This window comes from Microbacterium sp. Y832 (genome assembly GCF_057669765.1).
The window spans coordinates 460,187-486,811 of record NZ_JBYHFM010000003.1; the positions used below are offsets into that span (position 1 = coordinate 460,187).

At 68.3% G+C, this 26,625-nt stretch carries 22 protein-coding genes and 2 tRNA genes; 10 read left to right on the forward strand and 14 right to left on the reverse strand.

The genetic code is table 11. From position 1 onward, the window contains the following. The first annotated feature begins 1 nt into the window (after position 1). The 3 genes from valS (at position 2) to AC25YV_RS07880 (ending at position 4,943) form a co-directional block, all read left to right on the forward strand. The gene (gene valS, locus AC25YV_RS07870; RefSeq protein ID WP_488123276.1) at positions 2-2,578 is read left to right on the forward strand and encodes a valine--tRNA ligase; all 2,577 of its coding nucleotides are present in this window, start codon (positions 2-4) and stop codon (positions 2,576-2,578) included. Beyond that, a complete protein-coding gene (locus AC25YV_RS07875; RefSeq protein WP_488123277.1) occupies positions 2,578-2,820 on the forward strand; it encodes a hypothetical protein in 243 nt (80 codons plus the stop codon). Before valS ends, AC25YV_RS07875 begins: the two co-directional genes overlap by 1 nt. Positions 2,821-2,891: 71 nt before the next feature. Further along, positions 2,892-4,943 carry a M3 family metallopeptidase gene (locus AC25YV_RS07880; RefSeq protein WP_488123278.1) on the forward strand — a complete coding sequence of 684 codons (2,052 nt, stop codon included), beginning with the start codon at positions 2,892-2,894 and terminating at the stop codon, positions 4,941-4,943. Between the two features lie 13 nt (positions 4,944-4,956). Here AC25YV_RS07880 and clpX read toward each other — a convergent pair whose 3' ends face one another. The 5 genes from clpX to AC25YV_RS07905 form a co-directional block, all read right to left on the reverse strand. Continuing rightward, the gene (gene clpX, locus AC25YV_RS07885; protein ID WP_488123279.1) at positions 4,957-6,225 is read right to left on the reverse strand and encodes an ATP-dependent Clp protease ATP-binding subunit ClpX; all 1,269 of its coding nucleotides are present in this window, start codon (positions 6,223-6,225) and stop codon (positions 4,957-4,959) included. 157 nt (positions 6,226-6,382) lie between these two features. Further along, positions 6,383-7,048 (reverse strand): ATP-dependent Clp protease proteolytic subunit, encoded by a 666-nt coding sequence (locus AC25YV_RS07890; RefSeq protein WP_488123280.1) that lies wholly within the window; start codon positions 7,046-7,048, stop codon positions 6,383-6,385. A gap of 29 nt (positions 7,049-7,077) precedes the next feature. Next, positions 7,078-7,662, reverse strand: coding sequence for an ATP-dependent Clp protease proteolytic subunit (locus tag AC25YV_RS07895; protein WP_488123281.1), 585 nt, complete (start codon positions 7,660-7,662; stop codon positions 7,078-7,080). 130 nt (positions 7,663-7,792) lie between these two features. After that, positions 7,793-9,250 carry a trigger factor gene (gene tig, locus AC25YV_RS07900; RefSeq protein WP_488123282.1) on the reverse strand — a complete coding sequence of 486 codons (1,458 nt, stop codon included), beginning with the start codon at positions 9,248-9,250 and terminating at the stop codon, positions 7,793-7,795. Positions 9,251-9,335: 85 nt separating this feature from the next. Then, positions 9,336-9,409 (reverse strand) — tRNA-Pro (locus AC25YV_RS07905). A gap of 160 nt (positions 9,410-9,569) precedes the next feature. On the opposite strand from AC25YV_RS07905, the gene AC25YV_RS07910 reads away from it, so the two are divergent. Together AC25YV_RS07910 and AC25YV_RS07915 are read left to right on the forward strand one after the other, a co-directional pair. After that, positions 9,570-9,643, forward strand: a tRNA-Gly gene (locus tag AC25YV_RS07910). Positions 9,644-9,689: 46 nt separating this feature from the next. Continuing rightward, positions 9,690-10,058 carry a hypothetical protein gene (locus AC25YV_RS07915; protein WP_488123283.1) on the forward strand — a complete coding sequence of 123 codons (369 nt, stop codon included), beginning with the start codon at positions 9,690-9,692 and terminating at the stop codon, positions 10,056-10,058. 9 nt (positions 10,059-10,067) lie between these two features. On the opposite strand, the gene AC25YV_RS07920 is transcribed toward AC25YV_RS07915, so the two are convergent. Together AC25YV_RS07920 and AC25YV_RS07925 are read right to left on the reverse strand one after the other, a co-directional pair. After that, on the reverse strand, positions 10,068-10,604 hold the full coding sequence (locus AC25YV_RS07920; RefSeq protein ID WP_488123284.1) for a gamma carbonic anhydrase family protein: 537 nt from the start codon (positions 10,602-10,604) through the stop codon (positions 10,068-10,070). A 9-nt stretch (positions 10,605-10,613) separates the two neighbouring features. After that, the gene (locus tag AC25YV_RS07925; RefSeq protein ID WP_488123285.1) at positions 10,614-12,758 is read right to left on the reverse strand and encodes an acyltransferase family protein; all 2,145 of its coding nucleotides are present in this window, start codon (positions 12,756-12,758) and stop codon (positions 10,614-10,616) included. Between the two features lie 159 nt (positions 12,759-12,917). Between AC25YV_RS07925 and AC25YV_RS07930 the strand changes: the two genes are divergently transcribed. After that, positions 12,918-13,403: a Dps family protein gene (locus tag AC25YV_RS07930; RefSeq protein ID WP_488123286.1), complete on the forward strand. Its 486-nt coding sequence runs from the start codon at positions 12,918-12,920 to the stop codon at positions 13,401-13,403. A gap of 53 nt (positions 13,404-13,456) precedes the next feature. On the opposite strand, the gene AC25YV_RS07935 is transcribed toward AC25YV_RS07930, so the two are convergent. The 7 genes from AC25YV_RS07935 to AC25YV_RS07965 all read right to left on the reverse strand — a co-directional run bounded on the left by AC25YV_RS07935 (position 13,457) and on the right by AC25YV_RS07965 (position 20,578). Continuing rightward, entirely contained in the window at positions 13,457-14,119 is a 663-nt protein-coding gene (locus AC25YV_RS07935; RefSeq protein WP_488123287.1) for a response regulator transcription factor, read from the reverse strand. Positions 14,120-14,139: 20 nt separating this feature from the next. Further along, on the reverse strand, positions 14,140-15,528 hold the full coding sequence (locus AC25YV_RS07940; protein ID WP_488123288.1) for a sensor histidine kinase: 1,389 nt from the start codon (positions 15,526-15,528) through the stop codon (positions 14,140-14,142). A gap of 141 nt (positions 15,529-15,669) precedes the next feature. Further along, a complete protein-coding gene (locus tag AC25YV_RS07945; RefSeq protein ID WP_488123289.1) occupies positions 15,670-17,166 on the reverse strand; it encodes an amidohydrolase in 1,497 nt (498 codons plus the stop codon). After that, positions 17,163-17,813, reverse strand: a complete 651-nt coding sequence (locus AC25YV_RS07950) for an FMN-binding negative transcriptional regulator (protein ID WP_488123290.1) — start codon at positions 17,811-17,813, stop codon at positions 17,163-17,165. Before AC25YV_RS07950 ends, AC25YV_RS07945 begins: the two co-directional genes overlap by 4 nt. A 16-nt stretch (positions 17,814-17,829) precedes the next feature. After that, positions 17,830-18,828 (reverse strand): Fpg/Nei family DNA glycosylase, encoded by a 999-nt coding sequence (locus AC25YV_RS07955; RefSeq protein WP_488123291.1) that lies wholly within the window; start codon positions 18,826-18,828, stop codon positions 17,830-17,832. Then, positions 18,828-19,364, reverse strand: coding sequence for a ribose-5-phosphate isomerase (locus AC25YV_RS07960; protein ID WP_488123292.1), 537 nt, complete (start codon positions 19,362-19,364; stop codon positions 18,828-18,830). Before AC25YV_RS07960 ends, AC25YV_RS07955 begins: the two co-directional genes overlap by 1 nt. Before the next feature lie 29 nt (positions 19,365-19,393). Further along, positions 19,394-20,578 carry a ferrochelatase gene (locus AC25YV_RS07965; RefSeq protein ID WP_488123293.1) on the reverse strand — a complete coding sequence of 395 codons (1,185 nt, stop codon included), beginning with the start codon at positions 20,576-20,578 and terminating at the stop codon, positions 19,394-19,396. Positions 20,579-20,712: 134 nt separating this feature from the next. Here AC25YV_RS07965 and pepN point away from each other — a divergent pair, with 134 nt between their 5' ends. The 4 genes from pepN to AC25YV_RS07985 all read left to right on the forward strand — a co-directional run bounded on the left by pepN (position 20,713) and on the right by AC25YV_RS07985 (position 26,624). Beyond that, a complete protein-coding gene (gene pepN / locus AC25YV_RS07970) occupies positions 20,713-23,298 on the forward strand; it encodes an aminopeptidase N (protein WP_488123294.1) in 2,586 nt (861 codons plus the stop codon). Between the two features lie 72 nt (positions 23,299-23,370). Next, the gene (locus AC25YV_RS07975) at positions 23,371-24,468 is read left to right on the forward strand and encodes a mechanosensitive ion channel family protein (RefSeq protein WP_488123437.1); all 1,098 of its coding nucleotides are present in this window, start codon (positions 23,371-23,373) and stop codon (positions 24,466-24,468) included. Further along, complete coding sequence (locus AC25YV_RS07980; protein WP_488123295.1) at positions 24,465-24,932, forward strand: globin; 468 nt, start codon at positions 24,465-24,467, stop codon at positions 24,930-24,932. Before AC25YV_RS07975 ends, AC25YV_RS07980 begins: the two co-directional genes overlap by 4 nt. 27 nt (positions 24,933-24,959) lie before the next feature. Further along, the gene (locus AC25YV_RS07985; protein ID WP_488123296.1) at positions 24,960-26,624 is read left to right on the forward strand and encodes an FAD-binding dehydrogenase; all 1,665 of its coding nucleotides are present in this window, start codon (positions 24,960-24,962) and stop codon (positions 26,622-26,624) included. The last annotated feature ends 1 nt before the right edge of the window (position 26,625 follow it).

Below are 26,625 nucleotides of genomic sequence, written 5' to 3' on the forward strand. Positions count from 1 at the left end.
TATGTCCACGATTCCCGACAAGCCCGTTCTCGAAGGTCTCGAAACCGCATGGGATGCCGCGTGGCAGAAGCAGGGCACCTACCTGTTCGACCGCGCTCGCGCGGCAGAGGTCGGGCGCGAGGGCGTTTACTCCGTCGACACTCCCCCGCCGACGGCATCCGGGTCGCTGCACATCGGGCACGTGTTCAGCTACACCCACACCGACGTCAAGGTGCGCTTCGAGCGCATGCGGGGCAAGACGGTGTTCTACCCGATGGGATGGGATGACAACGGTCTTCCCACCGAGCGTCGCGTTCAGAACTACTACGGCGTGCGCTGCGACCCGTCGCTGCCCTACGACAACGACTTCACGCCCCCGTTCCAGGGCGGCGACAACAAGAGCACCAAGGCCGCAGACCAGATTCCGATCAGCCGCCGCAACTTCATCGAGCTGTGCGAGAGCCTGACGCTCGAAGACGAGAAGCAGTTCGAAGCCCTCTTCCGCCAGCTCGGGCTGAGCGTCGATTGGACCCAGACCTACCGCACGATCTCGGACGACACGATCCGCACGAGCCAGCTCGCGTTCCTTCGCAACCTCGAACGCGGCGAGGCCTACCAGGCGCTCGCGCCGACGCTGTGGGACATCGACTTCCGCTCCGCGATCGCGCAGGCCGAACTCGAAGACCGCGACCAGCCCGCGGCGTACCACCGCGTCGCTTTCCACAAGAGCGACGGCTCGGGCGACGTGCACATCGAGACGACACGTCCCGAACTGCTCGCGGCCTGCGTCGCGCTCGTCGCGCACCCCGACGACGAGCGGTACCAGCCGCTCTTCGGCTCGACCGTTCGCACGCCGCTCTTCGACGTCGAGGTGCCCGTGCTCGCGCACCCCCTCGCGCAGAAGGACAAGGGGTCGGGCATCGCCATGATCTGCACCTTCGGCGATGTCACCGACATCATCTGGTGGCGCGAACTCGACCTGCCCAACCGCACGATCCTCGGCAAGGACGGCCGTATCCTCGCCGAAGCCCCTGATGTCATCGTGACGGATGCCGCGAAGGCGGCCTACGCCGAGATCTCGGGCAAGACCGTGTTCAGCGCCAAGAAGGCGATCGTCGACCTGCTGCGCGCGTCGGGCGAACTCGACGGCGATCCCAAGCCGTTCACGCACGCCGTGAAGTTCTTCGAGAAGGGCGACCGCCCGCTCGAGATCGTTTCGACCCGCCAGTGGTACCTGCGAAACGGCGCCCGCGACGAGTCGCTGCGTGAGAAGCTCATCGCCCTCGGCAAGGACATGGCGTGGCACCCCGATTTCATGCGCGTGCGCTACGAGAACTGGGTCGGAGGCCTCACGGGCGACTGGCTCGTGTCGCGCCAGCGCTTCTTCGGCGTGCCGATCCCCGTCTGGTACGCCCTCGACGAGAACGGCGAGCGGGACTACGACCGCGTGCTGACACCGGATCAGGCGACGCTGCCGATCGACCCGACGATCGACGTACCGCCGGGATACACCGAGGACCAGCGCGGCATGCCGGGCGGATTCGATGCGGAGAAGGACATCTTCGACACCTGGGCCACATCATCGCTCACGCCGCAGCTGGCCGGTGGCTGGCAGCGCGATGAGGAGCTGTGGAACCTCGTGGCGCCGTTCGACCTGCGCCCGCAGGGACAGGACATCATCCGCACGTGGCTGTTCTCGACGATGCTGCGCTCCACCCTCGAAGACGGCCGGGCGCCGTGGACGGATGCCGCCATCTCGGGCTTCATCGTCGACCCCGACCGCAAGAAGATGTCGAAGTCGAAGGGCAACGTCGTCACTCCCGCCGACATCCTCGACAAGCACGGCACCGACGCGGTGCGCTACTGGGCGGCCTCGAGCCGGCTCGGCGCCGACGCCGCCTTTGACCCGCAGAACCCCACGCAGGTCAAGATCGGGCGTCGCCTGGCGATCAAGGTTCTGAACGCGTCGAAATTCGTGCTGTCCTTCCCCGTGCCCGAGGGTGCTGAGATCACACATGCGCTCGACGCGTCGATGCTCGCGACGCTGGACGGCGTCGTGCGCGAGGCGACGAAGGCGTTCGAAGGCTATGACCACGCACGGGCGCTCGAACTCACCGAGTCGTTCTTCTGGACGTTCTGCGACGACTACCTCGAGCTCGTGAAGGAGCGCGCCTACGACCAGACCGACGTCGGGCAGCCCTCGGCGGCTCTCGCTCTGCGGACCGCGCTGTCGACGCTGCTGCGGCTGTTCGCGCCGGTCCTGGCTTTCGCCGCCGAAGAGTCGTGGTCGTGGTTCAACGATGACTCGGTGCACACGGCGCCCTGGCCGGAGCCCCTCGGCATCGAGGGAGACCCGGCAGTGCTGAAGGCCGTGAGCGCCGCACTCATCGGCGTCCGCCGCGCCAAGACCGAGGCCAAGGCATCGCAGAAGACAGCGGTCGAGCGCCTCACGATCACGGCGCCCGCGGCATCCCTCGCAGCGATCAGCCTTGCCGAGGGTGACCTCAAGGCCGTCGGTCGCATCAGCGACATCGCCTACGCGGACGGTGACGAACTCGCCGTCGGCGACGTGGTCCTCGCCCCGGTCGAGGAGGCCTGATGCAGCTCGGCACGCGCTGGACGTCGGGCGACGAACCGCCCACCTCGGTGCCCACGGCCCTCACCCGAGGCATCCGCTCAGTCGAAGGCGCGCTCGCCCTGACGGACGGGCCGCGTCCGCGGTGGACCCTGACGTGGCTCGAGGGGCGGCCGATCGCCGAACTCGACACGGGCACGATCGTCACCCTCGACGCCGCCGACGAGCCCGTCGTCAGCCACGACCCCGACGACGAGTTCTCCTGACCCCGCTACCCCTGACCGCGGGGTGAACTCGGCTGGAGGTCGCGCCGTTTTGCGGCGTTTAGGCTGGGCCCATGGCATCCGCGAACCCTCTGCTCACCCCGTCGACGTTGCCGTACGGCCTGCCCGACTACGCCGAGATCCGTCCCGCGCACTACCTGCCGGCCTTCCGCGAGGGCTTTGAGCGGCAGCTCGCCGAGGTCGCCGCCATCACGCGCGTGCGATCGATGCCGACGTTCGAGAACACCATCGTCGCGCTCGAGTCCAGCGGTGCGCTGCTGACGGACGTCGCCCACGCGTTCTACACGGTGTCCGCGGCGGATGCCACCGACGAGATCCAGGAGATCGAAGAGACGCTCGCGCCGCTGATGGCTGCGCACCACGATGCCATCCAGCTCGACGCGCAGCTCTTCTGGCGGATCAAGACGCTGCACGATCGCCTGGATGAGCTCGATCTCGACCCCGAGCAGCGCTATCTCGTCGAGCGGCGCTACCGCGAGATGGCCCGCGCGGGAGCCGGACTCGATGACGAAGCGAAGGCCCGTCTCACCTCGATCAACACTCGCCTGTCGGTGCTGACGACGACGTTCGAGAAGAACCTGCTCGCGGACACCAACGACCTCGCGGTCGTCTTCGACACGGCGGATGAACTCGCGGGGATCACCCACGGCGAGGTGTCGGCGGCTGCCCGTGCCGCACGCGATCGAGGTCTCGACGACGGATACGTCGTGACGCTGCCGCTGTTCACCGGCCACCCCTATCTCTCCTCACTCACCAACCGCGAGTCGCGGCGCCGCATCATGGACGCCTCACGGGCGCGCGGACGCCGCGGCAACGCGCACGACAACAGCGACGTGCTGCGCGAGATCGTCACCCTGCGCGCCGAGCGCGCACAGCTGCTCGGCTTCGAGACGCACGCCGACTACGTGACCTCCGATGAGACGGCCGGCTCCCCCGCCGCCGTGCACGAGCTGCTGCGCAGCCTCGCGATCCCCGCCGCCCGCAACGCCCGGCGCGAGCGCGCCGATCTGCAGAAGATCATCGACGCCGAACCCGAGCCGTTCCCCCTCGCGGCCCACGACTGGGCGTTCTACACCGAGCGGGTGCGCTCCGCGCGCTACGACCTCGACACGGCGGCGCTGCGCCCCTGGTTCGAGGCAGAGCGAGTGCTGCACGACGGCGTGTTCCGCGCCGCGACCGAGCTGTACGGCATCACCTTCACCGAGCGTGCCGACCTGCACGCCTACAACCCGGACGCGCGGGTCTTCGAGGTGCATGACTCCGACGGATCGGCCCTCGGCCTGTACGTGCTCGATCTGTACACGCGGGACACCAAGCGCGGCGGGGCGTGGATGAACTCGATCGTGCTCCAGTCGCGTCTGCGTGGCACGGCCCCCATCGTGGTGAACAATCTGAATGTCTCGCAGCCGGCACCCGGAGAGCCGACACTGCTCACCCTCGACGAGGTGACGACCTTCTTCCACGAGTTCGGCCACGCGCTCCACGGCCTCTTCGCGACGGTGACCTACCCGCACTTCGCGGGCACGAATGTCTTCCGGGACTTCGTCGAGTTCCCGAGCCAGGTCAACGAGATGTGGATCTTCTGGCCCGACGTGCTCGCTTCGTACGCGCGGCACGTCGACACCGGAGAGCCGCTCCCCGACGACGTGGTGGACAAGCTCACGAGTTCGGCCGCGTTCAATCAGGGCTTCGCGACGAGCGAATACCTCGCGGCGACCTGGATCGATCAGGCGTGGCACTCGCTCCCGCCCGAGCAGGCGGCCGAGGTCGACGACGTCGCAGCTTTCGAGAAGGCCGCTCTCGGCGACATCGGGCTCGACATGGAAGAGATCCCGCCCAGGTACTCATCGACGTACTTCGCGCACATCTTCTCGGGCGGGTACAGCGCCGGGTACTACTCGTACATCTGGAGCGAAGTGCTCGACGCCGACACGGTCGAGTGGTTCCGCGAGAACGGCGGACTCACGCGGGCCAACGGGGACCGATTCCGCGAACGGCTGCTCGGTGTCGGCGGTTCGAAGAACCCTCTCGAGGCGTACCGCGACTTCCGGGGCCGCGACGCCCACATCGGCCCGCTGCTGACGCGACGGGGCCTCACCGACTGAGGGCCCTCGCGGGTCAGGCGCTCTTGCGCTTTTCTCGCAGCACGAGCGTCGGCGTCGCACCCTGTTCGACGGCGGCGCGCGTGATGATGACCTTGTCGATGTCGTCGGACGACGGGATCTCGAACATGATCGGCCCCAGCACCTCTTCGAGGATCGCCCGCAGCCCGCGCGCACCGGTCTTTCGCGCCACGGCGAGCTCGGCGATCGCCTCGAGCGCCTCGACGTCGAACTCGAGCGCCGCACCGTCGAGCTCGAACATGCGCTGATACTGCTTGACGAGCGCGTTCTTCGGGCCGGTGAGGATCTCAATGAGCGCCGCACGGTCAAGCGGTGCGACGGATGCGACAACCGGAAGCCGCCCGATGAACTCGGGGATGAGTCCGAACTTGTGCAGGTCCTCGGGCCGGACCTCGCTGAACAGCGAGAGGTCGTCGCCCTTGTTGTGCAGCGGTGCACCGAAGCCCACGCCGTGCTTGCCGACACGCGACGAGATGATCTCTTCGAGGCCCGCGAAAGCACCGGCGACGATGAACAGCACGTTCGTCGTGTCGATCTGGATGAACTCCTGGTGCGGGTGCTTACGCCCGCCCTGCGGAGGCACCGAGGCGACCGTGCCCTCGAGGATCTTCAGCAGCGCCTGCTGGACACCCTCGCCCGAGACATCGCGGGTGATCGAGGGGTTCTCGGCCTTGCGCGCGATCTTGTCGACCTCGTCGATGTAGATGATGCCGGTCTCGGCGCGCTTCGTGTCGAAGTCGGCTGCCTGCAACAGCTTCAGCAGAATGTTCTCGACGTCTTCGCCGACGTAGCCGGCCTCGGTCAGCGCCGTGGCGTCTGCCACCGCGAAGGGCACGTTGAGGCGCTTCGCGAGGGTCTGCGCGAGGTAGGTCTTGCCGCATCCCGTGGGCCCGAGCAGCAGAATGTTGCTCTTGGCGATCTCGATCTCTTCGGCCCGCTGCTCTGCGGACTGCAGCGTGCCGTGGGCGCGCACGCGCTTGTAGTGGTTGTACACGGCGACCGACAACGCCCGCTTGGCGTCTTCTTGGCCGACGACGTACTCCTCGAGAAAGTCGAAGATCTCGCGGGGCTTCGGCAGGTCGAAGTCGGACACGACGCCCGACGAGGACTCGGCCATCCGCTCTTCAATGATCTCGTTGCACAGCTCGACGCATTCGTCGCAGATGTACACGCCAGGCCCAGCGATGAGCTGCTGCACCTGCTTCTGGCTCTTTCCGCAGAAAGAGCACTTGAACAGGTCGGCGCTCTCACCGATGCGTGCCATGTGGCTCCTCCTCTGTCGGGCCGGGTCCAGCCGTTCTCCGAGCCTATCCGCAAGCTGCGACATGGAGCGGGATTGCGACGCGGCAAGTGGAAGCCGACATGGACGACGAAGCCCCGCCGCCCGGAAATGTCCGGACGACGGGGCTGCGCGGCATCCGCTAGCTCGTGATGGCGGTCTGCCCGCGCTTGCGTGTCGTGAGTACCTGGTCGACGAGGCCGTACGTGAGCGCCTCTTCCGCCGAGAGGATCTTGTCGCGGTCGATGTCCTTGTGGACCTCTTCGACGGGCTTGTTCGAGTGGTACGCGAGCGTCGCTTCGAGCCAGGTGCGCATGCGCATGATCTCCTGGGCCTGGATCTCGATGTCAGACGCCTGGCCGTGTCCTGCCTCGCCCATTGACGGCTGGTGGATGAGGATGCGCGCGTTCGGCAGCGCGAGGCGCTTGCCGGGTGCGCCTGCAGCCAGCAGCACGGCCGCCGCCGAGGCAGCCTGGCCCAGCACGACGGTCTGGATCTGCGGCGACACGTACTGCATCGTGTCGTAGATCGCCGTCATGGCCGTGAACGAGCCGCCGGGCGAGTTGATGTACATGATGATGTCGCGATCGGGGTCCTGCGACTCCAGCACGAGCAGCTGCGCCATCACATCGTCGGCCGACGCGTCGTCGACCTGAACGCCGAGGAAGATGACGCGGTCCTCGAAGAGCTTGTTGTAGGGGTCCTGACGCTTGTAGCCGTAGGCCGTGCGCTCTTCGAACTGAGGCAGGACGTAGCGGCTGTTGGGCATCTGAAGACCCTGGGGGATGCCGACAGTCGGGGTGTGCATTCGGTTTCTCTCTTTCGCCGTCAGCCGGGTCAGTTGGCGGTTCCGCCGCCGCCGATGACGTCGGAGGCGGATTCGCGGATGTGGTCGACGAAGCCGTATTCGAGTGCCTCATCGGCGCGGAACCAGCGGTCGCGGTCGCCGTCGGCGTTGATCTGCTCGACGGTCTTGCCCGTCTGGGCCGCCGTGATCTCGGCGAGACGCTTCTTCATGTCAAGGATCAGCTGCGCCTGCGTCTGGATGTCGCTCGCCGTTCCACCGAAACCGCCGTGCGGCTGGTGCAGCAGGACGCGGGCGTTCGGGGTGATGTAGCGCTTGCCCTTCGTGCCCGCGGTCAGCAGCAGCTGCCCCATCGAGGCGGCCATGCCGATGCCGACCGTCACGATGTCGTTCGGCACGAACTGCATCGTGTCGTAGATCGCCATGCCGGCCGTGATCGAGCCGCCGGGCGAGTTGATGTAGAGGTAGATGTCCTTCTCGGAGTCCTCAGCGGCGAGGAGCAGGATCTTCGCGCAGATCTCGTTGGCGTTCTCATCACGCACCTCCGAGCCCAGCCAGATGATGCGGTCCTTCAGCAGCCTGTCGAAGACGCTCGTCGCGACAAGTGGTTCGGCCATGTGACACTCCTGATTCCGTGGTCGTCGCATCGAATCTACCGGCGCGCCGCCGGCGACCCGCGCGTGTTCGCCCTGGGCAAAGACGAAGGGTGGATGCCGCGGCATCCACCCTTCGCGTCGCGTGTGCGACCTACTCCTTGTCAGCGGCCTTCTTCTTGGCCGGCGCCTTCTTGGCGGGCGCCTTCTTCGCTGCGGGCTTCTTGGCGGGCTTCTCGGCCTCTTCGGCCGCGATCACCTCGTCGGCGTCGGCAGCGGCGTCAGCGATCTCCTGCGCCTCTTCGACGACCTCTTCTTCGGCGGTCGGCTCGTCTTCGACGGCCACGAAGCCGGTCAGGTCGACCGGCTTGCCGTTCGTGTCGACGACGGTGACTTTGCCGAGAGCGACCGCGAGGGCCTTGTTGCGGGCGACCTCGCCGACCATCGCCGGCAGCTGGTTGCCCTCCTGCAGGGCGTTGACGAACTCCTGGGGAGCCATGCCGTACTGCGAGGCCGACTGGATGAGGTACTGCGTGAGCTCTTCCTGCGAGACCTGCACGTCGGACTGCTCGGCGAGCTTGTCCAGGAGCATCTGCGTCTTGAACTGCTTCTCGCTCGCCTCGGCGACCTCGGCGCGGTGGACGTCGTCTTCGAGACGGCCCTCACCCTCGAGGTGATTGTGAACCTCGTCCTCGATGAGCTGGGCGGGAACGGGGATGTCCACCTCGGCGATGAGCTTCTCGATGAACTTGTCGCGAGCAGCGGCACCCTGTGCGAAGACCGCCTGCTGACCGACGCGGGCCGCGAGGCTCTCGCGCAGTTCGGCGATCGTGTCGAATTCGCTCGCCATCTGCGCGAAGTCGTCGTCTGCCTCGGGCAGCTCGCGCTCCTTGACCGCGGTGACGGTGACCGAGACCTCGGCCTCTTCGCCGGCGTGGTCGCCGCCGACGAGCTTCGAGCGGAAAGTGGTGTCCTCACCTGCGGTGAGCGAGTCGATCGCCTCGTCGATGCCCTCGAGCAGTTCGCCCGAGCCGACCTCGTACGACACGCCCTCGGCGCGGTCGATCTCGGTGTCGCCGATCGTGGCGACCAGGTCCAGCTCGACGAAGTCGCCGGTCGCAGCCGGGCGGTCCACGGCGATGAGCGTGCCGAAGCGGCCTCGCAGGCGGTCGAGCTCTTCGTCGACAGCGGCCTCGTCGGTCTCGACGGCGTCGACCTCGATGGTGAGCGTCTCGAAGGCGGGGAGCTCGAACTCGGGGCGCACGTCGACCTCGATCGTGACCTCGAGGTCGCCCGAGAAGTCCTTCTCGTTCGGCCACTCGGTGACCTCGGCGTTCGGGCGCCCGATGACGCGCAGCTCGTTGGCGGCGACGGCTTCACGGAAGAAGCGGTCGAGCCCGTCGCTCACCGCGTGCTCGAGCACCGCAACGCGTCCGATGCGCTGGTCGATGATCGGTGCGGGGACCTTGCCCTTGCGGAAACCCGGGATCTGGACGTCTTTCGCGATGTGCTCGTACGCGTGCGCGATGCTCGGCTTGAGCTCGTCCGGGCTGACCGTGATGTTGAGCTTTACCCGTGTGGGGCTGAGCTTCTCGACGGTGCTGTTGACCATGCCTGTTCGTTCTCCTCGTTTGGACCGGACTCGGCCGCGGCGGATGAATGTCTGGGGTCTCGGATCCCCGAGCGGGGTCGTGACGTCGGGGCGACAGGATTTGAACCTGCGACCTCCCGCTCCCAAAGCGGGCGCTCTACCAAGCTGAGCTACGCCCCGGGCGGGTCGCGCACGAATGCGGAGACGAAACGGCCCTGTGAAGTCTAGCCGACGCGCGCGGCTCGCTTCCCCGACGTGTCCGGATCGTGTCTTCGGGTCCGTTAGACTGGACGAAGTCGTGGCTTTCCGTTGCGATGATCGGCAGGATTACGCCGATTGCGGGGCTGTAGCTTAGTGGTAAAGCCTTAGTCTTCCAAACTAATGATGCGGGTTCGATTCCCGTCAGCCCCTCCAAGAACGCCGGTCCCTCGGGCCCGGCGCATCCCGATAGCATCCCGAAGTGACGTTGACCTTCCTCGCTGCGGTGCTGTGGCTCCTCGGCAGTGCCTATCAGGTGTTCACTCTCGGTGCGGCCTGGCGCGCATGGGACGCCGACATCGCGGCGGCCGGCGTCCGCTATCGCGAGCAGCTGGCACCCGCCGAGCAGGCGTTGCGCAAGCCGCTCGAGGGCGACACGGCAGATGCGCGCGGCGCGCTGCACGACCAGCGGTTCGCGGACTACACCGCCGAGGCCGACCGACTCGCGACGGCGTTCGACCGGGCCGTGGGCCGCGGCCGCCGACAGGTGATGAACACCTTCTTCGCGTGGGTGCTGATCCTCGCCGCCTCGATCGTCGGCGTCATCGCCGTCTGGCCGGCCGCGGTCTGACGAGAGGCCTCAGGCCCGCGCTGCGTCTTCGTGCTCGGCAGTGTGCCGGCGGTACGCGTCGGCGTTTCGCCGAATGCCGTCGCGTTCCTCGGGCGTCAGCTCGCGACGCACCTTCGCGGGCACCCCCGCGACGAGCGAACCGGGCGGCACGACCATGCCCTCGAGCACGACCGCTCCCCCGGCGACGAGGGATCCGGCTCCGATGACGGCGCCCGACAGTACGACCGAGCCCATGCCGATGAGCGAGCCGTCCTCGATCGTGCAGCCGTGGACGACGGCGTTGTGGCCGACCGACACGTTCTCGCCGATCACGACGGGTGAGCCGCCGTCGACGTGCACCGAGACGTTGTCCTGCAGGTTGCTTCCGGCGCCGATCGTGATCGTGTCACCGTCTGCGCGCAGAACGGCGTTGTACCAGACGCTGGCCTCCGGCCCGAGGGTCACCGCTCCGATCACCCGCGCGCCGGCGGCGACGAACGCTGTCGGGTCGAGCCGCGGCGTCGAGCCGAGGACGGACAGGATGGAGGCACCTTCGGCAACGGTCATGGTCCGACCCTATTGCGCGCGTGCCGCGAGTGCCTCTTCGATCGCCGCCGTGTACGCGGGAGCCACGGTGTCGGCGAAGGTCACCGTGAGGTGGTCCTGGTCGCGGTAGATGTTGGCGCCGCCCACGACCGGCCAGCACGTGTCCTCGTCGCAGAACACGTCGGTGAAGTCCAGCAGCGTGACGCCATCGACTCCCGCGGCAGCGGCACGCAGGGGGTCGTCGGCGACGAGCAGCTCCGAGCGCGGTCCGTCGCACTCCGCCTGGTCGCGCGTGCGCAGGCACTTGTTGGGGTCGGTCTCCCACACGGGGTTGTCGACGACGGTGATGACGGGGATGCCGCGCTCCAGCACTTCGGCCCACGCCTCGCGGTACCCCGCGACGGCCGCGTCGAAGGACGACTCGTAGCCTGCGGAAGCGTAGGGGGTCGTGGCGATCGCCGCGGTGAAGACAGCGTCGATGTCGCGGTCGGCCAGAGCCGCCCGTACGCCGTCGCGCCACTCGGTGCACGCCTCGCCGAACGCGCCGGGGGTCGACAGCGGCGTCGTGCTCCACGGGCACGCGCCCTTGAACCACGTCGTCAGGTGCCATCCGTTGTCATCGGCCATGCGCTGGAAGGTCGACAGCAGCTGGTAGGCATGGCTGTCGCCCACGAGCGCGATCCGGGGAGCGTCGGCGTCGTCCGACCCGAACTCGCACGAGACGGGCCGGGCGTCGTTGAGCTGGATGAAGCACTGCGGGTCACCCGGTCGGTCGATTCCGGCGAAGCCGGGCGCAGGAAGAATCGTGTCCCCCGCGTCCGTGGCGGCGCAGGCGTCGTCGAGCACGACGGCCGCGCCGAAGCACTCCGGCGGGTTCTCGCGCAGCTCGGCGATCTCGCGCACGCCCGAGTCGTACGCGGGAGCGTTGATCGCCCAGGCACCGACGGTCGTGCCGGCGACGAGCAGCATCGCGGCCAGCGACGTCCACAGCGTCACCCGCGCGGGCCGCGAGGTGAGCACCTTCCAGGTGCGCGCGGGGTCTTCGACGAACACCTTCGTCAGCCACGCGAGCACGAAGCACAGCGCGAGCAGCGCGACGCGGTGGTAGATCGTGAGGCCCCAGAACGGCACGGACGGCGCGATGACGATGAGCGGCCAGTGCCACAGGTACAGCGAGTAGGAGATGTCGCCCACGAACTGCGCGGGGCGCAGCGCCAGGATGCGGGTCGGGTACCACCAGCGATCGGTGTTGGATGCCGCGATGATCGCCGCCGCCCCGAGGGTCGGCAGAGCCGCCATGTAGCCGGGGAACGGCGTCTGTGCGTCGAAGGTCACCGCGACGTACAGCAGCAGGAGGACGCCGCCCCATCCGAGCACGAAGCTGCCGAGGGCGTTGCGCACCCGCAGCATCGGGATGAGGGCGATGAGCGCCCCGACGCCGAATTGCCACATGCGGGCGAAGGTGACGAAGTAGGCCGGTGCCGGGTCGGTGATCGTGAAGACGACGCAGAAGACGAACGAGACGGCGGTCACGACGCCGAGGGCGACGAGCACGGCACGGCGGCGCGCTCCGCGGAAGAACTTCACGCCGACCCATGCCGCAAGAAGCATGATGAGCGGCCACATGACGTAGAACTGCTCCTCGAGCGACAGCGTCCAGTAGTGCTGAACGGTCGTCGGGTCGCCGGCGTGGTTGAGGTAGTCGGCGGAGGTGAAGGCGAGGAACCAGTTCTCGACGTAGAACGTCGAGGCGAGGATCTCCTGCACTTCGTTGGGCAGCGCGGAGGTCGGCGTCAGGTAAGGCGTCGCGGCGGCGAGGGCGCAGACGAGCAGCACGAGCAGGGATGCCGGCAGCAGGCGCCGTGCCCGGCGCGCCCAGAACTGCGCGAGTCGCACCGTGCCCGTCGCGGTGAGCTCACGCATGAGGTGCCCCGTGATGAGGAAGCCCGAGATGACGAAGAAGATGTCGACGCCGACGTAGCCCCCCGAGAGCCGCGCGGGCCAGAAGTGGTAGAGCACGACGAACAGCACCGCGATCGCGCGCAGACCCTGCACGTGCGGCAGGAACCGCGACGGCTCGGCGTGCTCGGGTGACCGGTCCTGCGGTTCGCGCAGGACGACCCGGGAGGGCTTGCGGAGGTTCTGGGGACCCAGATCATGGTCGGCTGAAGGCACGCCTCGACGTTAGCCGAGTCGAGCGGGCTTGCCCGGCAGGGCGTGCGGCAGTTAGCGGAGCCTTGTCTTGCTTGCGGAATGATCACCGCGCACTAGCGTTGGATTCGTCGGAACACCTGCGCGGGCGCGCAGCATCCGACCCGTATGGAGGCGAGAGATATGACGAAGATCAACACGACCCCCGCAACCGCTGCCGACCCCACCGTCGCCGCCGCGACCGCCCAGTTCCTTACTCCCGTTGTTCTCGGGCTGCAGGGTCTTGCCGTGAACGGCAAGCAGGCGCATTGGAACGTGCGCGGCACGAACTTCATCGCGATCCACGAACTGCTCGACTCCGTCGTCGCCAACGCGCAGGCCGGCGCCGACCAGGCCGCCGAGCGCATCGTCGCCCTGGGCCTGCCCGTCGACGCGCGTGTCGCGACGATCGCCGAGAAGTCGGCCGCGACGGCCGTCCCCGCAGGGTTCACGCAGTGGGAGACGCTCATCCGCAACGTCATCACCGACATGGACCGCGTGATCGCCGACACGCAGGCGGCCGTCGATGGCCTGGACGAGATCGACCTGACGAGCCAGGACGTCGCGATCAGCATCAAGGCGACGCTCGAGAAGGACCGCTGGTTCCTCTTCGCGCACCTGGCCGAGTAGACCGCAGCTCATCACGGCGGGGTCGGAACCTTCGGGTCCCGACCCCGTCGTCGTCAGCGCTGCAGGAAAGCCAGCACGGCGAGGACGCGCCGATGATCCGAGCCGGAGTCCTCGAGCCCCAGCTTCTGGAAGATGGCGCGCACGTTCTTCTCGACGGCGCCCACCCCGATGAACAGGCGCGCCGCGATCGTGCCGTTGCTGCGGCCCTCGGCCATGAGTTCGAGCACATCGCGCTCACGCGGGGTCAGTGTCGCGACGGGGTCGGGCCGGGCGGCGATGAGCTGGCGCACGACATCCGGGTCGAGCACCGTGCCCCCGGTCCGCACACGCTCGACGGCATCCGTGAACTCCTCGAGTGAGGTGACCCGGTCCTTGAGCAGGTAGCCGACGCTGCCGTCGCCGCCCGCGAGCAGTTCGCGCGCGTAGACGCCCTCGACGTACTGGCTGAGGACGAGGATGCCGACGTGCGGCAGCGCCGCACGCAGGGCCAGGGCGGCGCGGATGCCTTCGTCGCGATAGCCGGGTGGCAGCCGCACGTCGAGGATTGCGACATCGGCGTCGGCGGCGCAGACCCGCGCCACGATGTCTTCGGCGTCGCCGAACGCGCCGGCGGTGACGTAGCCGGCTTCCTCGAAGAGGCGCACGAGCCCTTCGCGCAGCAGGACGGAGTCCTCGACGAGGATGACCCGGGTGGGGCGATCGGGCGCGGCAAGCACCTGTTCAGAATAGGCGCCGGTCACGAGGACGTGATCGGGATGTGCACGCCGACCGATGTAGGACCGCCGTCGGGGCTGTGCACGACCAGCTGACCGCGCAGGCCCGCCGCTCGCTCGCGCAGCCCTTCGAGGCCGTGTCCGGCCGTGATGCGGGCACCGCCGACACCGTTGTCGACGACCCACACGTCGAGCATCCCGAGCGTTCCGGGCGTTGCCGGCCGCACGACGGCCCGCAACGTCACGGCGGTTCCCCGCGAGTGCTTGATGGCGTTGGTGACGAGTTCGGACACCATGAAGTAGACCGTGCGTGCCACTTCGGGACTCACGACCGTATCGATCTCGGGCGCGAGCTCGACGTGGACGGGCAGCGCCGCGGCCGAGGCGACGGCGCCGAGCGCCGCCGACAGCCCGCGATCCTGCAGCAGCGGCGGCGCGACGCCACTCGACAGCGCCCGCAGCTCATCGAGCGCCGCCTTCGCGTGCGTGCGCGCTTCCCGCGCGAGTTCGACCGCGGCGCCGGCGTCGCCGGATTCTGCACGGCGCTCGAGCGCGGCGAGGTCCATCTGCAGACGCACGAGGCGCTGCTGCGGACCGTCGTGGATGTCGCGTTCGAGGCGGCGCAGAGCGACATCCTCGGCGTGCACGGCCGCACCTCGAGCCGCCGCTTCGGCGCGGACTTCGGCGACGAGGTCGTCCGAGCGCGACCGGCCGAGCATTCCCGCCGCGATCGCGTGGTGAACGATCGCGAGTCCGCGCAGCACCCACGGAAGGGTGAACGTGAACAGGACACCGGCGATGGTGTAGAGCACGGACTCGACCGCGCCGGCGGGCCATCCCCCGAACAGCCACGGCATCGCGTCGGCGACGTACTGGCCCCAGTGCAGGTCCTCCGGCGGGCCCCAGCGCGGGTCCTCCGGCGGCAGGAGGCTCCGCCAGAACCACTGCGTCAACCCGCCGAATCCGAGGCTGAGCCATGCGATCGTGACGGAGAACGTCACGCCGCTCACGACGGGGTTCACAATCATGCCGTGCACGAGCGCCAGCCAGTATCGTCCGTTGCGGATCGGACGGGTGAACGTCATCCAGAAACCGTTCTGGTCAGGACGATCACGGTTCCAGATCGGCTCCTCGATGACGGGCAGCCCCGTCAGTCGCAGGAGGAAGCGATCGGCCGTGCCGAATCCGCGGGCGACGATGAGCGAAAGCACGATGATCGGCAGGCCCACGACCAGGACGATCAGTCCGGCACCGACCGAGAACAGCGTCACCATCGCGGTGAGTCCTGCCATCGCGAGCCCGAAGACCACGAGGAGGTAGACGCCACTTCCGGGCACGTGCTTCCACAGCGAGCCGTAGGTCGCCCAGAACCCTCGTCGTACGGGGCGGACCTCAGAGGTCGTGGGGGTCATCGGTGTCTCCTTCGGGGCGACGTGGCGTGAAAGTGCGAAGTGCTGGCCACCACTCCAGGGTCGCGTTCCGCGGCGCTGCGGACCATCCGCCGGACGCCCGAACCTCTCCGGGGGCTGGCCCCCCTCTCGCGCTGTCGGGCCCTACGCCGAGTGCGTCACGCGGCCGCCGACGAGCGTCGCCGCGACGCGCATGTCGCGCAGCTGCGTTTCGCTCGCATCGAGGGGGTCACGCTCGACCAGGGCGAGGTCGCCGATCGCACCGACCTCGATGCGTGCGCCGTTGGCGGATCCGCCGTGCGTCGAGGCGGCAAGCGCCGTGCCGGCCCCGATGCCCTGCTCGATCCGCCACGGAGCCCGGCCGTCGCGCGTGCGGTAGACAGCGGCCGCCATCGCCGCCCACGGGTCCAAGGGCGACACGGGTGCGTCCGATCCGAACAGCAGGTTCGCCCCGCTGTCGGCGAGGTCGCGCAGTGGATAGGGCAGGGCTGTCTGATCGGCCCACAGGGAGTCGGTCATGTCGCGGTCATCGACCGCATGCTCAGGTTGCACGCTCGCCCCGACCCCGAGGCGGACGAAACGCGGTATGTCGGCGTGCGCGACGAGCTGGGCGTGCTCGATCGTGCCCCATGCGCCGCTCATCGCGAAGGCGTCGAGCGCGTGGGTGTTCGCGACATCGCCGATCGCGTGGATCGCACACGCGATGCCCGCCCCGGTCGCGCGCGTCATGAGCTCGCGCAGAGTGTCGGGATCGACCGTGAGAAGCCCGTGGTTGAAAGGGTCACCGGGGTAGGCGTGCGAGCAGGCGGCGGTCCGCGTGCCGAGCGAGCCGTCGGTGATGACCTTGAGCGGACCGACGCGGACGAGATCGGACGCCGCACCGCGGGCGACGTCTGCGGTGCGCAGGCCTTCCGCGATCGCCCGATCGAGGAACTGCGGATAGATCCCGAACTCGACGCGCAGGGCATCGAAGCCCGCCGCGAGGCGCCGCACCCAGGCATCCTCGTTCCAGGACATGTCGAGGTCGACGATGCCGACGACGCCGCGTGACGCGGCATCCTTCGCCATCGCAGAGACGAGCTCATCGGCCACGGCGGGGTCGGCCGCGTTGAGCCGACGCGAGATCTCGAACGCCGCCTCTTCACGGAGCATGCCGACCCCGTCGGGTTCGTGCCCCTCACGGCGCAGCGCGGCGGAGTTGAGCCAGACGCTGTGCACGTCGGCGTTGATCATGTAGGTGGGGATGTCGCCGGTCGCCGCGTCGAGCATCTCGAGCGTCGGCGCATCCGGCCAGAGAGCGTCGCGAAAGCCTGTGCCCAGGCGCCTGCCGTCGGGAAGGACGGGCGCGCCCCCCATGATGCGTGCCGCATGAGCCGCGCTCGAGGCCTCGCCGAGCGACTGCCGCTGAGCGGTGAGCGCCCACTGCACGACGTGCACGTGGTGGTCCCACAGCCCTGGGATCAGCCAGGACCCCTCGGCTTGCAGCGTCTCGCCCTCGTGGCGCAGCGCACCGGCCGGCGCGATGTCGGCGATGCGGCCGTCGCGCAGGAAGACGTCGACGGGGCCGTCATCGGGCAGCAGCTCGCGTCCGGCACCGGCGATGCGGGTGTTCGCGATCGTCGCGATGCGTGCGCCCGTCATGCTCGGGCCCCGCGTGCTGCGGCCATGGTGTCGTGCGCGCGACGCATCTCGGCAGCGAGCGACGGGTTCGCCCACGGTGCGTCGCCGGAGAGCTCGGCGATGATCGTCTCGACGACCTCGGGCGACTTGTTTTGGCTCAGCTTTCGCTTGGCGACGACTCTCGACGGCGTGAGCCGGAACCCGACCGTGCCCTTCTCGAGACGCTCGACGACGGCGGGGTCGTTGGGCGGCTCCCACATGAGGCGCGGCTGCGGCATGGCGTGCTCGAACCGTCCCACGAGCCCGTCGAGCACACGCCGGTTCTCTTCGTGCGACAGGATCTCGGGGATGCCGCTCAGGTGCACCGAGATGAAGTTCCAGGTGGGCACTTGCGTGCCCCCGTCGTACCAACCGGGGGAAATGTAGCCGTGCGGCCCCTGGACGACCACGAGCAGCTCGCGGTCGCCGAGTCCGTGGATCAGGTCGTCGGGCCGCCCGACATGCCCGACGATCGTGAGGTCGTCCCGTGTGTCGTCGAGCATCACGGCGTAGTGCGAGCCCACGAGGCCCTCGTCGCTCTGGCTCACGAGCGTGACCCACGGGTTCTGGTCGATGAGTCGTCGCATCTCTGCGACGTCGGTCATCGCGAAGCTCGGGTTCTGGCGCATCCCCTCAGCTTAGGTTTCACCGCTGGCAGTCCGGACACCAGTAGAGCTTGCGACCAGCCGCCTCTTCGACGACGATCGCCGTGCCGCAGACACGACACGGAAGGCCCGCGCGGTGATAGACCCAGTGGCGGTCGTCGCGGTTGGCCATCGCGGCGCGCCACTCGTCAGGACCCAGATCGTCCATCGTCATCATCTGACCGGTCTCGACACCGATCGCGAGCAGTGAGACCCAGTCGCGCCACAGCTCGCGCACGGTCTCTTCGTGCACATCGCGACCCGGCGTATGCGGGTTCTGGCGGGCGCGGAAGAGCATCTCGGCGCGGTAGACGTTGCCGATCCCGCTCACGACGGACTGGTCCATCAGCAGCAGTCCGATCGGCGTCGGCTTGCGCCTCACGACCGAGACGAAGCGCTCTTCCCCTTCGGCGACATCGTCGACGAGCGGGTCGGGCCCGAGCTTGGCGATGGTCGCTGCCACCTCGTCCGGTGTCTGCAGCTGACAGGCCGTGGGCCCGCGCAGGTCAGCGCACGTCGTGTCGGTCAGCAGACGCAGCCGCACCTGGCCGACGACCGGCGGTGGCCACTCGTCGTCGTCGCCGGCGAGCCCCGTGGTCTGCTCGGACATGCGCACGTGCACCCGTGCGCGCCGGGGAGCACCGATGGATGTCAGCGAGTTCTCGCCCGCGGCATCCATGATCGGCTCGGCATCGGCGGTCCCCCGCTGGTTCGTCTGCCCCATGCGTCCGTTCGCGGCCTCGATGGTCGCATCGGCGAGAATCTCACCCGCGAAATCCCACGCGCCGTACATGCCCAGGTGCACACGCAGCCAGATGTCATCGTCGAACTCGAGGAACATCTGCTTGCCGACGGCGCGCACCGATGTCGCCGTTCGTCCGTCGATGATCGCGGCGCCCTCGACGAAGCGGCCCTGAGGGCTCGAGGCGCTGACCCTGCGCCCCACGAAGTTGCGGTCGAACTGGCGGGCGATGCGGTGGACGGAGTGCCCCTCGGGCATCAGCCCGCCTCGGGGTCGATCGCCTCGACGGATTCGCCGCCCATCGGGGCGCCTGCACGGGGATCGGGCTCGAGCGAACCGTCGATCTCGAACGCGGCGATCTGGCGGATGCGGCGCGCGTGGCGCTCATCCCCCGAGAAAGGGGTCGCGATGAAGCGGTCGATGAACGTCGCCGCCTCGTCGAACGTGTGCTGGCGGGCACCGACCGCGATGACATTCGCGTCGTTGTGCTCGCGGGCGAGCTCTGCCGTCGCGATGCTCCACACGAGAGCCGCGCGGATGCCGCGGACCTTGTTCGCCGCGATCTGCTCGCCGTTCCCCGACCCCCCGAAGACGACGCCGAGCGCCTCGATGCCGTCGGCCTGGTCCTTCGCGACGGCCTGCGCCGCCCGGATGCAGAACGAGGGGTAGTCATCGACCGCGTCGTACTCGAGTGGACCGTGGTCGACGATGTCGTGGCCCCGCTCCGCGAGGTGGTGCTGCAGCTGCGTGGAGAACTCGAGGCCGGCGTGATCGGTCGCGATGTGGATGCGCATGGCACCCATCCTAGGGACGGGCAGCGGAGTCAGGGCGCGACTCCGGCGGCGGCAGGCTTGAACCCCGCGCGGATGTTCTCGCAGCATGCGGGGCGGCACACGTCGAACCACGGCCCGAGCTCGGTCATGTGGGGGCGGTCGGCCGCGGGGGTGCCCCTCAGTCGCTCTTCGACGAGATCGATCAGGCCCGAGACGAAGACGGGGTCGATGCCGGGAGTGGGCGTTCGCACGGCGCGCAGGCCCGCTTCTTCGGCGGATTCCATCGCCTCGGTGTCGAGGTCCCACAGCACTTCCATGTGATCGCTCATGAACCCGAGCGGCACGATCGCGACGGCGGCGACACCGTCGGCGGGAAGCTTCTCGATGACGTCGTTGACGTCCGGCTCGAGCCAGGGCTGCGTGGGCGGACCCGACCGGGACTGGTACACCAGCTCCCAGCCGACCGTCGCTGCAGCCGGGATCTCGGCGGCGACCGCGGCCATGACGACCTCGGCGACTGCGAGATGCTGCGCAGGGTACGCACCGAGCGGGCCGAGCTCACGGTCGCGCGGTCCTGACCGTTCGGCGTCATCGGTCGGGATGCTGTGCGTCGAGAACAGCACGCGAACCGCTGCGGGGTCGATGCCTTCGGCGAGGAAGCCCGCGACCGCGTCGCGCACGCCGTCGATGAAGGGCTGCACGAACCCCGGGTGGTCGAAGAACTGGCGCACCTTGTCGATCGTGACAGATCCCGCGAGGTCGGTCGCCGTCAGCACGCGGGCGAAGTCCTCGCGGTACTGGCGGCAGCTCGAGAACGACGAGTATGCGCTCGTGGCGAGCGCGAGCAGCGTCGTGTCACCGGCTGTTGCCGCCTCGGTGACGGCGTCTTCGAGGTACGGCGCCCAGTTGCGGTTTCCCCAGTAGACCGGCAGGTCGATGCCACGGCGGGCGAGTTCCGCTTCGAGCGCAGCCTTGAGGGCGCGGTTCTGGGCGTTGATCGGGCTGATCCCGCCGAAATGACGGTAGTGGTGCGCGACCTCTTCGAGACGCTCGTCGGGGATCCCACGGCCCCGGGTGACATTGCGCAGGAACGGGATGACGTCATCCTGTCCCTCCGGGCCGCCGAAGCCGGCCAAGAGCAGTCCGTCATAGGCGACGGCCGCCTCTGCATAGGGGGCTCCGGATGCCGCGGCATCCGAGGCGAACGCAACATGTTCGTCCTCGCGGATTGTCATGCGTCCATCCTGACAGCGTGCGGGAAGGTCTCGGCCCGCCGCGCGCAGATCCGCGGCCAGTAGGCTGTTCGGGTTGCCGCCCTCGCCATCCGCGTCCGGCACCGACCCGATCCACAGAACACGGGAGCATTGCAGTGCCTGGAGAGAACCTCACTCGGATCGAGGCGCAGGAGCGTCGCGCCGTCATCCGTCCCGCCTCAACCGCGCTGAACGCGATCGCGTACGACGTCGAACTGGACCTCACGAAGGGCGACGAGGTCTTCGGATCCCGCACGGTCGTCCGTTTCGGCGCGGTCGAGGGCGCCGAAACCTTCATCGACCTGATCGCACGCGACGTGCACTCGATCACCCTCAACGGACGCGAGGTCGACCTGTCGGCCTTCGCAGACTCGCGCATCGCCTTGACCGGGCTCGACGCTCAGAACGAGCTCGTCGTCGACGCTGACTGCCTCTACACGAACACGGGTGAAGGCCTGCACCGCTTCGTCGACCCGGTCGACGGCGAGGTCTACCTCTACTCGCAGTTCGAGGTGCCCGACTCGCGGCGCATGTACGCCGTCTTCGAGCAGCCCGACATCAAAGCGACGTTCCAGTTCACGGTGACGGCGCCCGCTCGGTGGAAGGTCGTCTCCAACTCCCCCACGCCCGAGCCGATCCTTCGGCAGGGTGAGGGACAGTCCCGGGGCGACGCGGTCGCGACGTGGGAGTTCGAGTCGACTCCGCCGATCTCGTCGTACATCACGGCGCTCATCGCCGGGCCCTACGAAGCGACGTTCTCCGAGCTGACGAGTTCATCGGGCCGTGTCATCCCGCTCGGTGTCTACGGGCGCAAGAGTCTGTGGCAGCACCTCGACGCCGACTACATCTTCGACAAGACGCGCGAGGGCTTCGCGTACTTCGAGGAGAAGTTCGACTACCCGTATCCCTTCGCGAAGTACGACCAGCTCTTCGTGCCCGAGTTCAACGCGGGCGCGATGGAGAACGCCGGAGCCGTCACGTTCACCGAGACCTACGTCTTCCGCTCGAAGGTGACCGATGCCGTCAAGGAGCGCCGCGTCGTCACGATCCTGCACGAGCTCGCCCACATGTGGTTCGGCGACCTCGTCACGATGAAGTGGTGGAACGACCTGTGGCTCAATGAGTCGTTCGCCGAGTGGGCGTCGACGATCGCGACCGCCGAGGCCACCGAGTGGACCCAGGCGTGGACGACGTTCAACGCGATGGAGAAGACCTGGGCGTACCGCCAGGACCAGCTGCCTTCGACGCATCCGGTCGTCGCCCAGATCAACGATCTCGAAGACGTGCAGGTGAACTTCGACGGCATCACCTACGCCAAGGGCGGATCGGTGCTCAAACAGCTTGCCGCCTGGGTGGGCATCGAGCAGTTCTTCGCCGGTGTCGCGGCCTACTTCAAGAAGTACGAGTGGTCGAACACCGAAGTGGGCGATCTGCTCGCCGAACTCGAGCAGACGAGCGGTCGCGATCTGACGACGTGGGCTCGCAAGTGGCTCGAGACGTCGGGCGTCAACACGCTCTCGCCTGAGATCGTGACCGATGTCGATGGCCTCATCACGCGATTCGCGATCGTGCAGACTGCCCCGGCGGACTACCCCACGATCCGCCCGCACCGCCTCGGCGTCGGCATCTACCGTCTCCAAGGCGACGCGCTCGTGCGCGTGCACCACCTCGAGCTCGATGTCGACGGCGACCTGACCGAAGTCCCCGCGCTGAAGGGTGTGTCGCGGGGCGATCTCGTGCTGCTCAACGACGGCGACCTCGCCTACGCCAAGATCCGCCTCGACGACCGCTCGCTGCAGACGGCGATCGACCACCTGGCGAAGATCGAGGATCCCCTCGCCCGCTCGCTCGTGTGGGGTGCCGCCTGGGACCAGACGCGCGATGCCGAAGCGTCGGCCTCGGACTATGTCGACCTCGTCCTGCGCAACATCGCCTCCGAGACCGAGTCGACGACGGTCCGCACGACGCTGGGGCAGCTGCTGCTCGCCGCCAACTCGTACGTCGCTCCCGAACGCCGTGAGGCTACCCGCGCCAAGGTCGCCGACGCGCTCTGGAAGCTCGCGACCGCCGCCGAGGCCGGAAGCGACAATCAGCTGCAGTTCGCCACATCGTTCGCCGCCGCCGCATCGACCTCCGCTCAGCGCGAGCAGGTGCGTCGCCTGCGAGATGGTGAGGATATGCTCCCCGGTCTCGAGATCGACACCGACCTGTCCTGGCAGCTTCTGGTCTCGCTCGCGGCCGGCGGACTCGTCACCGCCGAGGACATCGACGTGGCCCTGGCCGCCGACAACACCGCCAAGGGCGGGGAGTTCGCGGCGCAGGCCAAGGCCGCCATTCCCACAAGCGAAGCCAAGCGCGCCGCGTGGGATGCGCTCGTCGGCAGCGACGACCTGCCGAACACGCTCGTGCGTGCCGCCGCCCTCGGGTTCGGGCACCCCGCGAGCCGGGATCTGCTCCGGGACTTCGTCGCGCCGTACTTCGACATGCTGCTGCCGATCTGGGAGTCGCGCACGTACAAGATCGCGGAGTATCTGATCTTCGGGCTCTACCCGGCAGCACTCGCGGATGTCTCGCTGCGTGATGCGACGCGCGCGTGGCTCGCCGCGAACCTCGACGCGCCTCCCGCCCTGCGCCGTCTGGTCGCCGAGAACCTCGCCGGTGTGGATCGCGCGCTCGATGTGCAGGAACGCGACGCGGAGTAGTTCCGTCAGGATGCCTCGGCTCTCGCGCACTCAGGCGAAGCCGAGGCATCCGTCGTTAGGATCGTGGCGATGATGTGGATTCAGGCAGATCCGAACGCCCCCGACCCGGCGGCGCCGGCGATCATCGACCCCGTCTTCTGGGAAGAAGTGTTGGCGTTCCTGATCGACTCCGGCTGGAACATCCTGCGAATCGCAGGAATCATCGTGGTGGCGTTCCTGATCGCCTGGGTGCTGCGGCTCGTCATCCGCCGTGTGGTGCACCGCGTCGTCAACGGAGCCAAGACGAAGGCAGAAGTCACCGACACGATGGCACTCGAGCGGTCACCGCTCGCGTCCGTCCGCCTCGTGCAGCGCACCCGCACGCTCGGTTCGATCCTGCAGAACATCGTCAACGTCTCGATTGTCATCATCGCGCTGCTGCTCGTCGTCGACGTGCTCGCGCCCAACGCCCTCGCCTCGCTCACACTGCTGACGGCGGCGATCGGCGCGGGCCTCGGTTTCGGTGCGCAGAACATCGTCAAAGACGTGCTCAACGGGATCTTCATCGTCGCCGAAGACCAGGTGGGGATCGGCGACGTCGTCGACCTGGGGCTCGCGACCGGAATCGTCGAGTACGTGAGCGTACGCATCACGCACGTGCGTGATGTCAACGGCACCCTCTGGTACGTGCGCAACGGTGAGATCCTGCGCATCGGAAACCTCTCGCAAGGGTGGTCGCGCGTCATCATCGATCTCGCGGTGCCCATCGACAGCGACATCGACGAGGTCGAGAAGACGATGCTCGACGCCGCCTCGGCCTTGGCGAAGGACCCGAAATGGCGCTCGCGCATCCTCGAGAACCCCGAGGTGTGGGGTCTGGAGTCGGTGTCCGGTGACGCCCTCATCATCCGCCTGGTCATGAAGACGCGCGCGAATGCGAAGGACGACGTCGCGCGAGAGCTGCGGGTGCGTATCAAGCAGTCGATGGACGTCCTCGGTGTCACTGTGCCTCAGCTGAGCACCGTGATGCTGTCCGGGCTCGAGAGCGCCGGACGCGTGCGTGGCTCGAATCCGCCCAAGACCAGGCCTCAGCCCACGATCAGCAACGCCTCGGCGCGTCCGGTGTGGAAGCCCAAGCGGATGCCGAAGACGCCGCCCGCGACACCCGAGACCCCTCCGGAGGACTCATGACGGATGCCGCATCTCAGACCTTCTACGAAGAGATCGGCGGGCGCCCGACGTTCGAGCGACTCGTCGATCTCTTCTATCGCGGTGTCGCCGACGACGAGGTGCTGCAGCCGATGTACCCCGAGGAGGATCTCGGCCCCGCCAAACGACGTCTGCTGATGTTCCTCGAACAGTACTGGGGTGGGCCCTCGACCTACAGCCAGGAGCGCGGGCACCCTCGTCTGCGGGCACGGCACAATCCGTTCCACGTCAACCCCGACGCGCGGGATCGATGGCTCGCGCACATGCGGGTCGCTGTCGATGACCTGTCGCTGTCTCCGCTGCACGAAGCGACGCTGTGGGACTATCTCGAACGCGCGGCGCATGCCATGGTGAACACCTTCGAACCTACGGGCATCGGTCCGTCGGCGGCGGGGCGCGCCTCGGCATCCATCGCTGTGAATCCGGAGCCACCCGCCACGAGCTGAGCGCATTCCACCGACGAAGGAGTCGCCATGTCCCCCACGACCCGCAGCACCGATGTGCTCGTCATCGGATGGGGGCTGGCCGGACTCGTCGCGGCGAGCGAAGCGGCGGCGGCGGGCAAGCGGGTCGTGATCGTGGACCAGGAGCCACGCGTCAATCTGGGGGGCCAGGCGTGGTGGTCCTTCGGCGGGCTGTTCTTCGTCGACTCCCCCGAGCAGCGCCGGATGGGCATCACGGACTCGCTCGAGCTCGCGCACCAGGACTGGTTCGGGACGGCCGGCTTCGACCGCGATGACGATGCCTGGCCGCGCCGGTGGGCCGAGGCCTACCTCCACTTCGCGCACGGCGAGAAGCGCGCCTGGCTGCGAGAGAAGGGTGTCGGCTTCTTCCCGATCGTCGGATGGGCCGAGCGCGGCGGATACTCCGCGACCGGGCCCGGCAACTCCGTGCCGCGCTTCCATGTCACCTGGGGTACAGGTCCCGGCGTCGTCGCACCGTTCCAGGCGGCCGTGCAGCAGGCCGAGGCGAAGGGTCGGATCACGATCCTGCCTCGGCACCGCGTCACCTCGCTGTCGATGTCAGACGGCGCCGTCACCGGTGCGACCGGCGATGTGCTCGCCCCGGCGGGGGCTGCACGAGGCGTCGTGACGACGCGCGACGTCGTCGGCTCGTTCGAGATCTCTGCCGGAGCCACACTCATCGCCGCCGGGGGGATCGGCGGCAATCACGACCTCGTCCGGCGCTACTGGCCGGCTCGCCTCGGCACAGCGCCCGCAACCATGCTCACCGGGGTCCCCGCTTATGTCGACGGCTCCATGATCGAGCCCGCGCGGCATGCCGGCGCGCGGTTCATCAACGAGGACCGCATGTGGCACTACGTCGAAGGTCTGCAGAACTGGGATCCGGTCTGGCCCGATCACGGCATCCGGATCCTTCCCGGTCCTTCGTCCGTCTGGTTGGACGCCACGGGGCACCGTCTGCCGGTCCCGCTCTTCCCGGGCTTCGACACCCTCGGCACCCTCGCGCACCTGCGTGCGACGGGGCACGATCATTCGTGGTTTGTGCTGTCGCAGAAGATCATCGAGAAGGAGTTCACGCTCTCGGGCAGCGAGCAGAACCCCGATCTCACGGGCAAGGACCTCGCTCTGCTCGCCCGCTCCCGGCTCGGCAAGGGCGCGGCCGGGCCCGTGCAGGCGTTCATGGACCGCGGCGCCGACTTCGTCGTGCGCGATTCGCTGGCGGACCTCATCCGCGGCATGCAGGCGCTGCCGGGCGGCGACCTGCTCGATGCCGCGCGCGTGCGATTCGAGATCGAAGCTCGGGACCGCGCCGTCGAGAACGACTTCACGAAGGACGCGCAGATCGCGATGCTGCGCTCGGCGCGCGCCTACCGGGGCGACCGTCTCATCCGCACGGCGGCGCCGCATCGCATCCTCGATCCTGCCGCGGGGCCGCTCATCGCCGTCAAGCTGCACGTCCTCACGCGCAAGTCGCTCGGCGGACTCGAGACCGACCTCTCGGCACGCGTCGTGTCCTCGCGGCGTGAGCCCGTTCCTGGCCTGTACGCGGCCGGAGAGGCGAGCGGATTCGGGGGCGGGGGCGTGCACGGATACCGAGCTCTCGAGGGGACATTCCTCGGCGGATGCCTCTTCTCGGGCCGCATCGCGGGGCGCGCGATGGCAGCTGCCGTCTGAG

Excerpts from the sequence above, each read along its gene's own strand:
- AC25YV_RS07875 (WP_488123277.1), top strand. The coding sequence starts at position 2,578 with ATGCAGCTCGGCACGCGCTGGACGTCGGGCGACGAACCGCCCACCTCG.
- AC25YV_RS07940 (WP_488123288.1), bottom strand. The coding sequence starts at position 15,528 with ATGACCCCCACGACCTCTGAGGTCCGCCCCGTACGACGAGGGTTCTGG.
- AC25YV_RS07890 (WP_488123280.1), bottom strand. The coding sequence starts at position 7,048 with ATGCACACCCCGACTGTCGGCATCCCCCAGGGTCTTCAGATGCCCAAC.
- AC25YV_RS07965 (WP_488123293.1), bottom strand. The coding sequence starts at position 20,578 with ATGACAATCCGCGAGGACGAACATGTTGCGTTCGCCTCGGATGCCGCG.
- clpX (WP_488123279.1), bottom strand. The coding sequence starts at position 6,225 with ATGGCACGCATCGGTGAGAGCGCCGACCTGTTCAAGTGCTCTTTCTGC.
- AC25YV_RS07960 (WP_488123292.1), bottom strand. The coding sequence starts at position 19,364 with ATGCGCATCCACATCGCGACCGATCACGCCGGCCTCGAGTTCTCCACG.
- AC25YV_RS07945 (WP_488123289.1), bottom strand. The coding sequence starts at position 17,166 with ATGACGGGCGCACGCATCGCGACGATCGCGAACACCCGCATCGCCGGT.
- AC25YV_RS07930 (WP_488123286.1), top strand. The coding sequence starts at position 12,918 with ATGACGAAGATCAACACGACCCCCGCAACCGCTGCCGACCCCACCGTC.
- AC25YV_RS07950 (WP_488123290.1), bottom strand. The coding sequence starts at position 17,813 with ATGCGCCAGAACCCGAGCTTCGCGATGACCGACGTCGCAGAGATGCGA.
- valS (WP_488123276.1), top strand. The coding sequence starts at position 2 with ATGTCCACGATTCCCGACAAGCCCGTTCTCGAAGGTCTCGAAACCGCA.
- AC25YV_RS07955 (WP_488123291.1), bottom strand. The coding sequence starts at position 18,828 with ATGCCCGAGGGGCACTCCGTCCACCGCATCGCCCGCCAGTTCGACCGC.
- AC25YV_RS07980 (WP_488123295.1), top strand. The coding sequence starts at position 24,465 with ATGACGGATGCCGCATCTCAGACCTTCTACGAAGAGATCGGCGGGCGC.
- AC25YV_RS07895 (WP_488123281.1), bottom strand. The coding sequence starts at position 7,662 with ATGGCCGAACCACTTGTCGCGACGAGCGTCTTCGACAGGCTGCTGAAG.
- AC25YV_RS07975 (WP_488123437.1), top strand. The coding sequence starts at position 23,371 with ATGTGGATTCAGGCAGATCCGAACGCCCCCGACCCGGCGGCGCCGGCG.
- AC25YV_RS07880 (WP_488123278.1), top strand. The coding sequence starts at position 2,892 with ATGGCATCCGCGAACCCTCTGCTCACCCCGTCGACGTTGCCGTACGGC.
- tig (WP_488123282.1), bottom strand. The coding sequence starts at position 9,250 with ATGGTCAACAGCACCGTCGAGAAGCTCAGCCCCACACGGGTAAAGCTC.
- AC25YV_RS07920 (WP_488123284.1), bottom strand. The coding sequence starts at position 10,604 with ATGACCGTTGCCGAAGGTGCCTCCATCCTGTCCGTCCTCGGCTCGACG.
- AC25YV_RS07985 (WP_488123296.1), top strand. The coding sequence starts at position 24,960 with ATGTCCCCCACGACCCGCAGCACCGATGTGCTCGTCATCGGATGGGGG.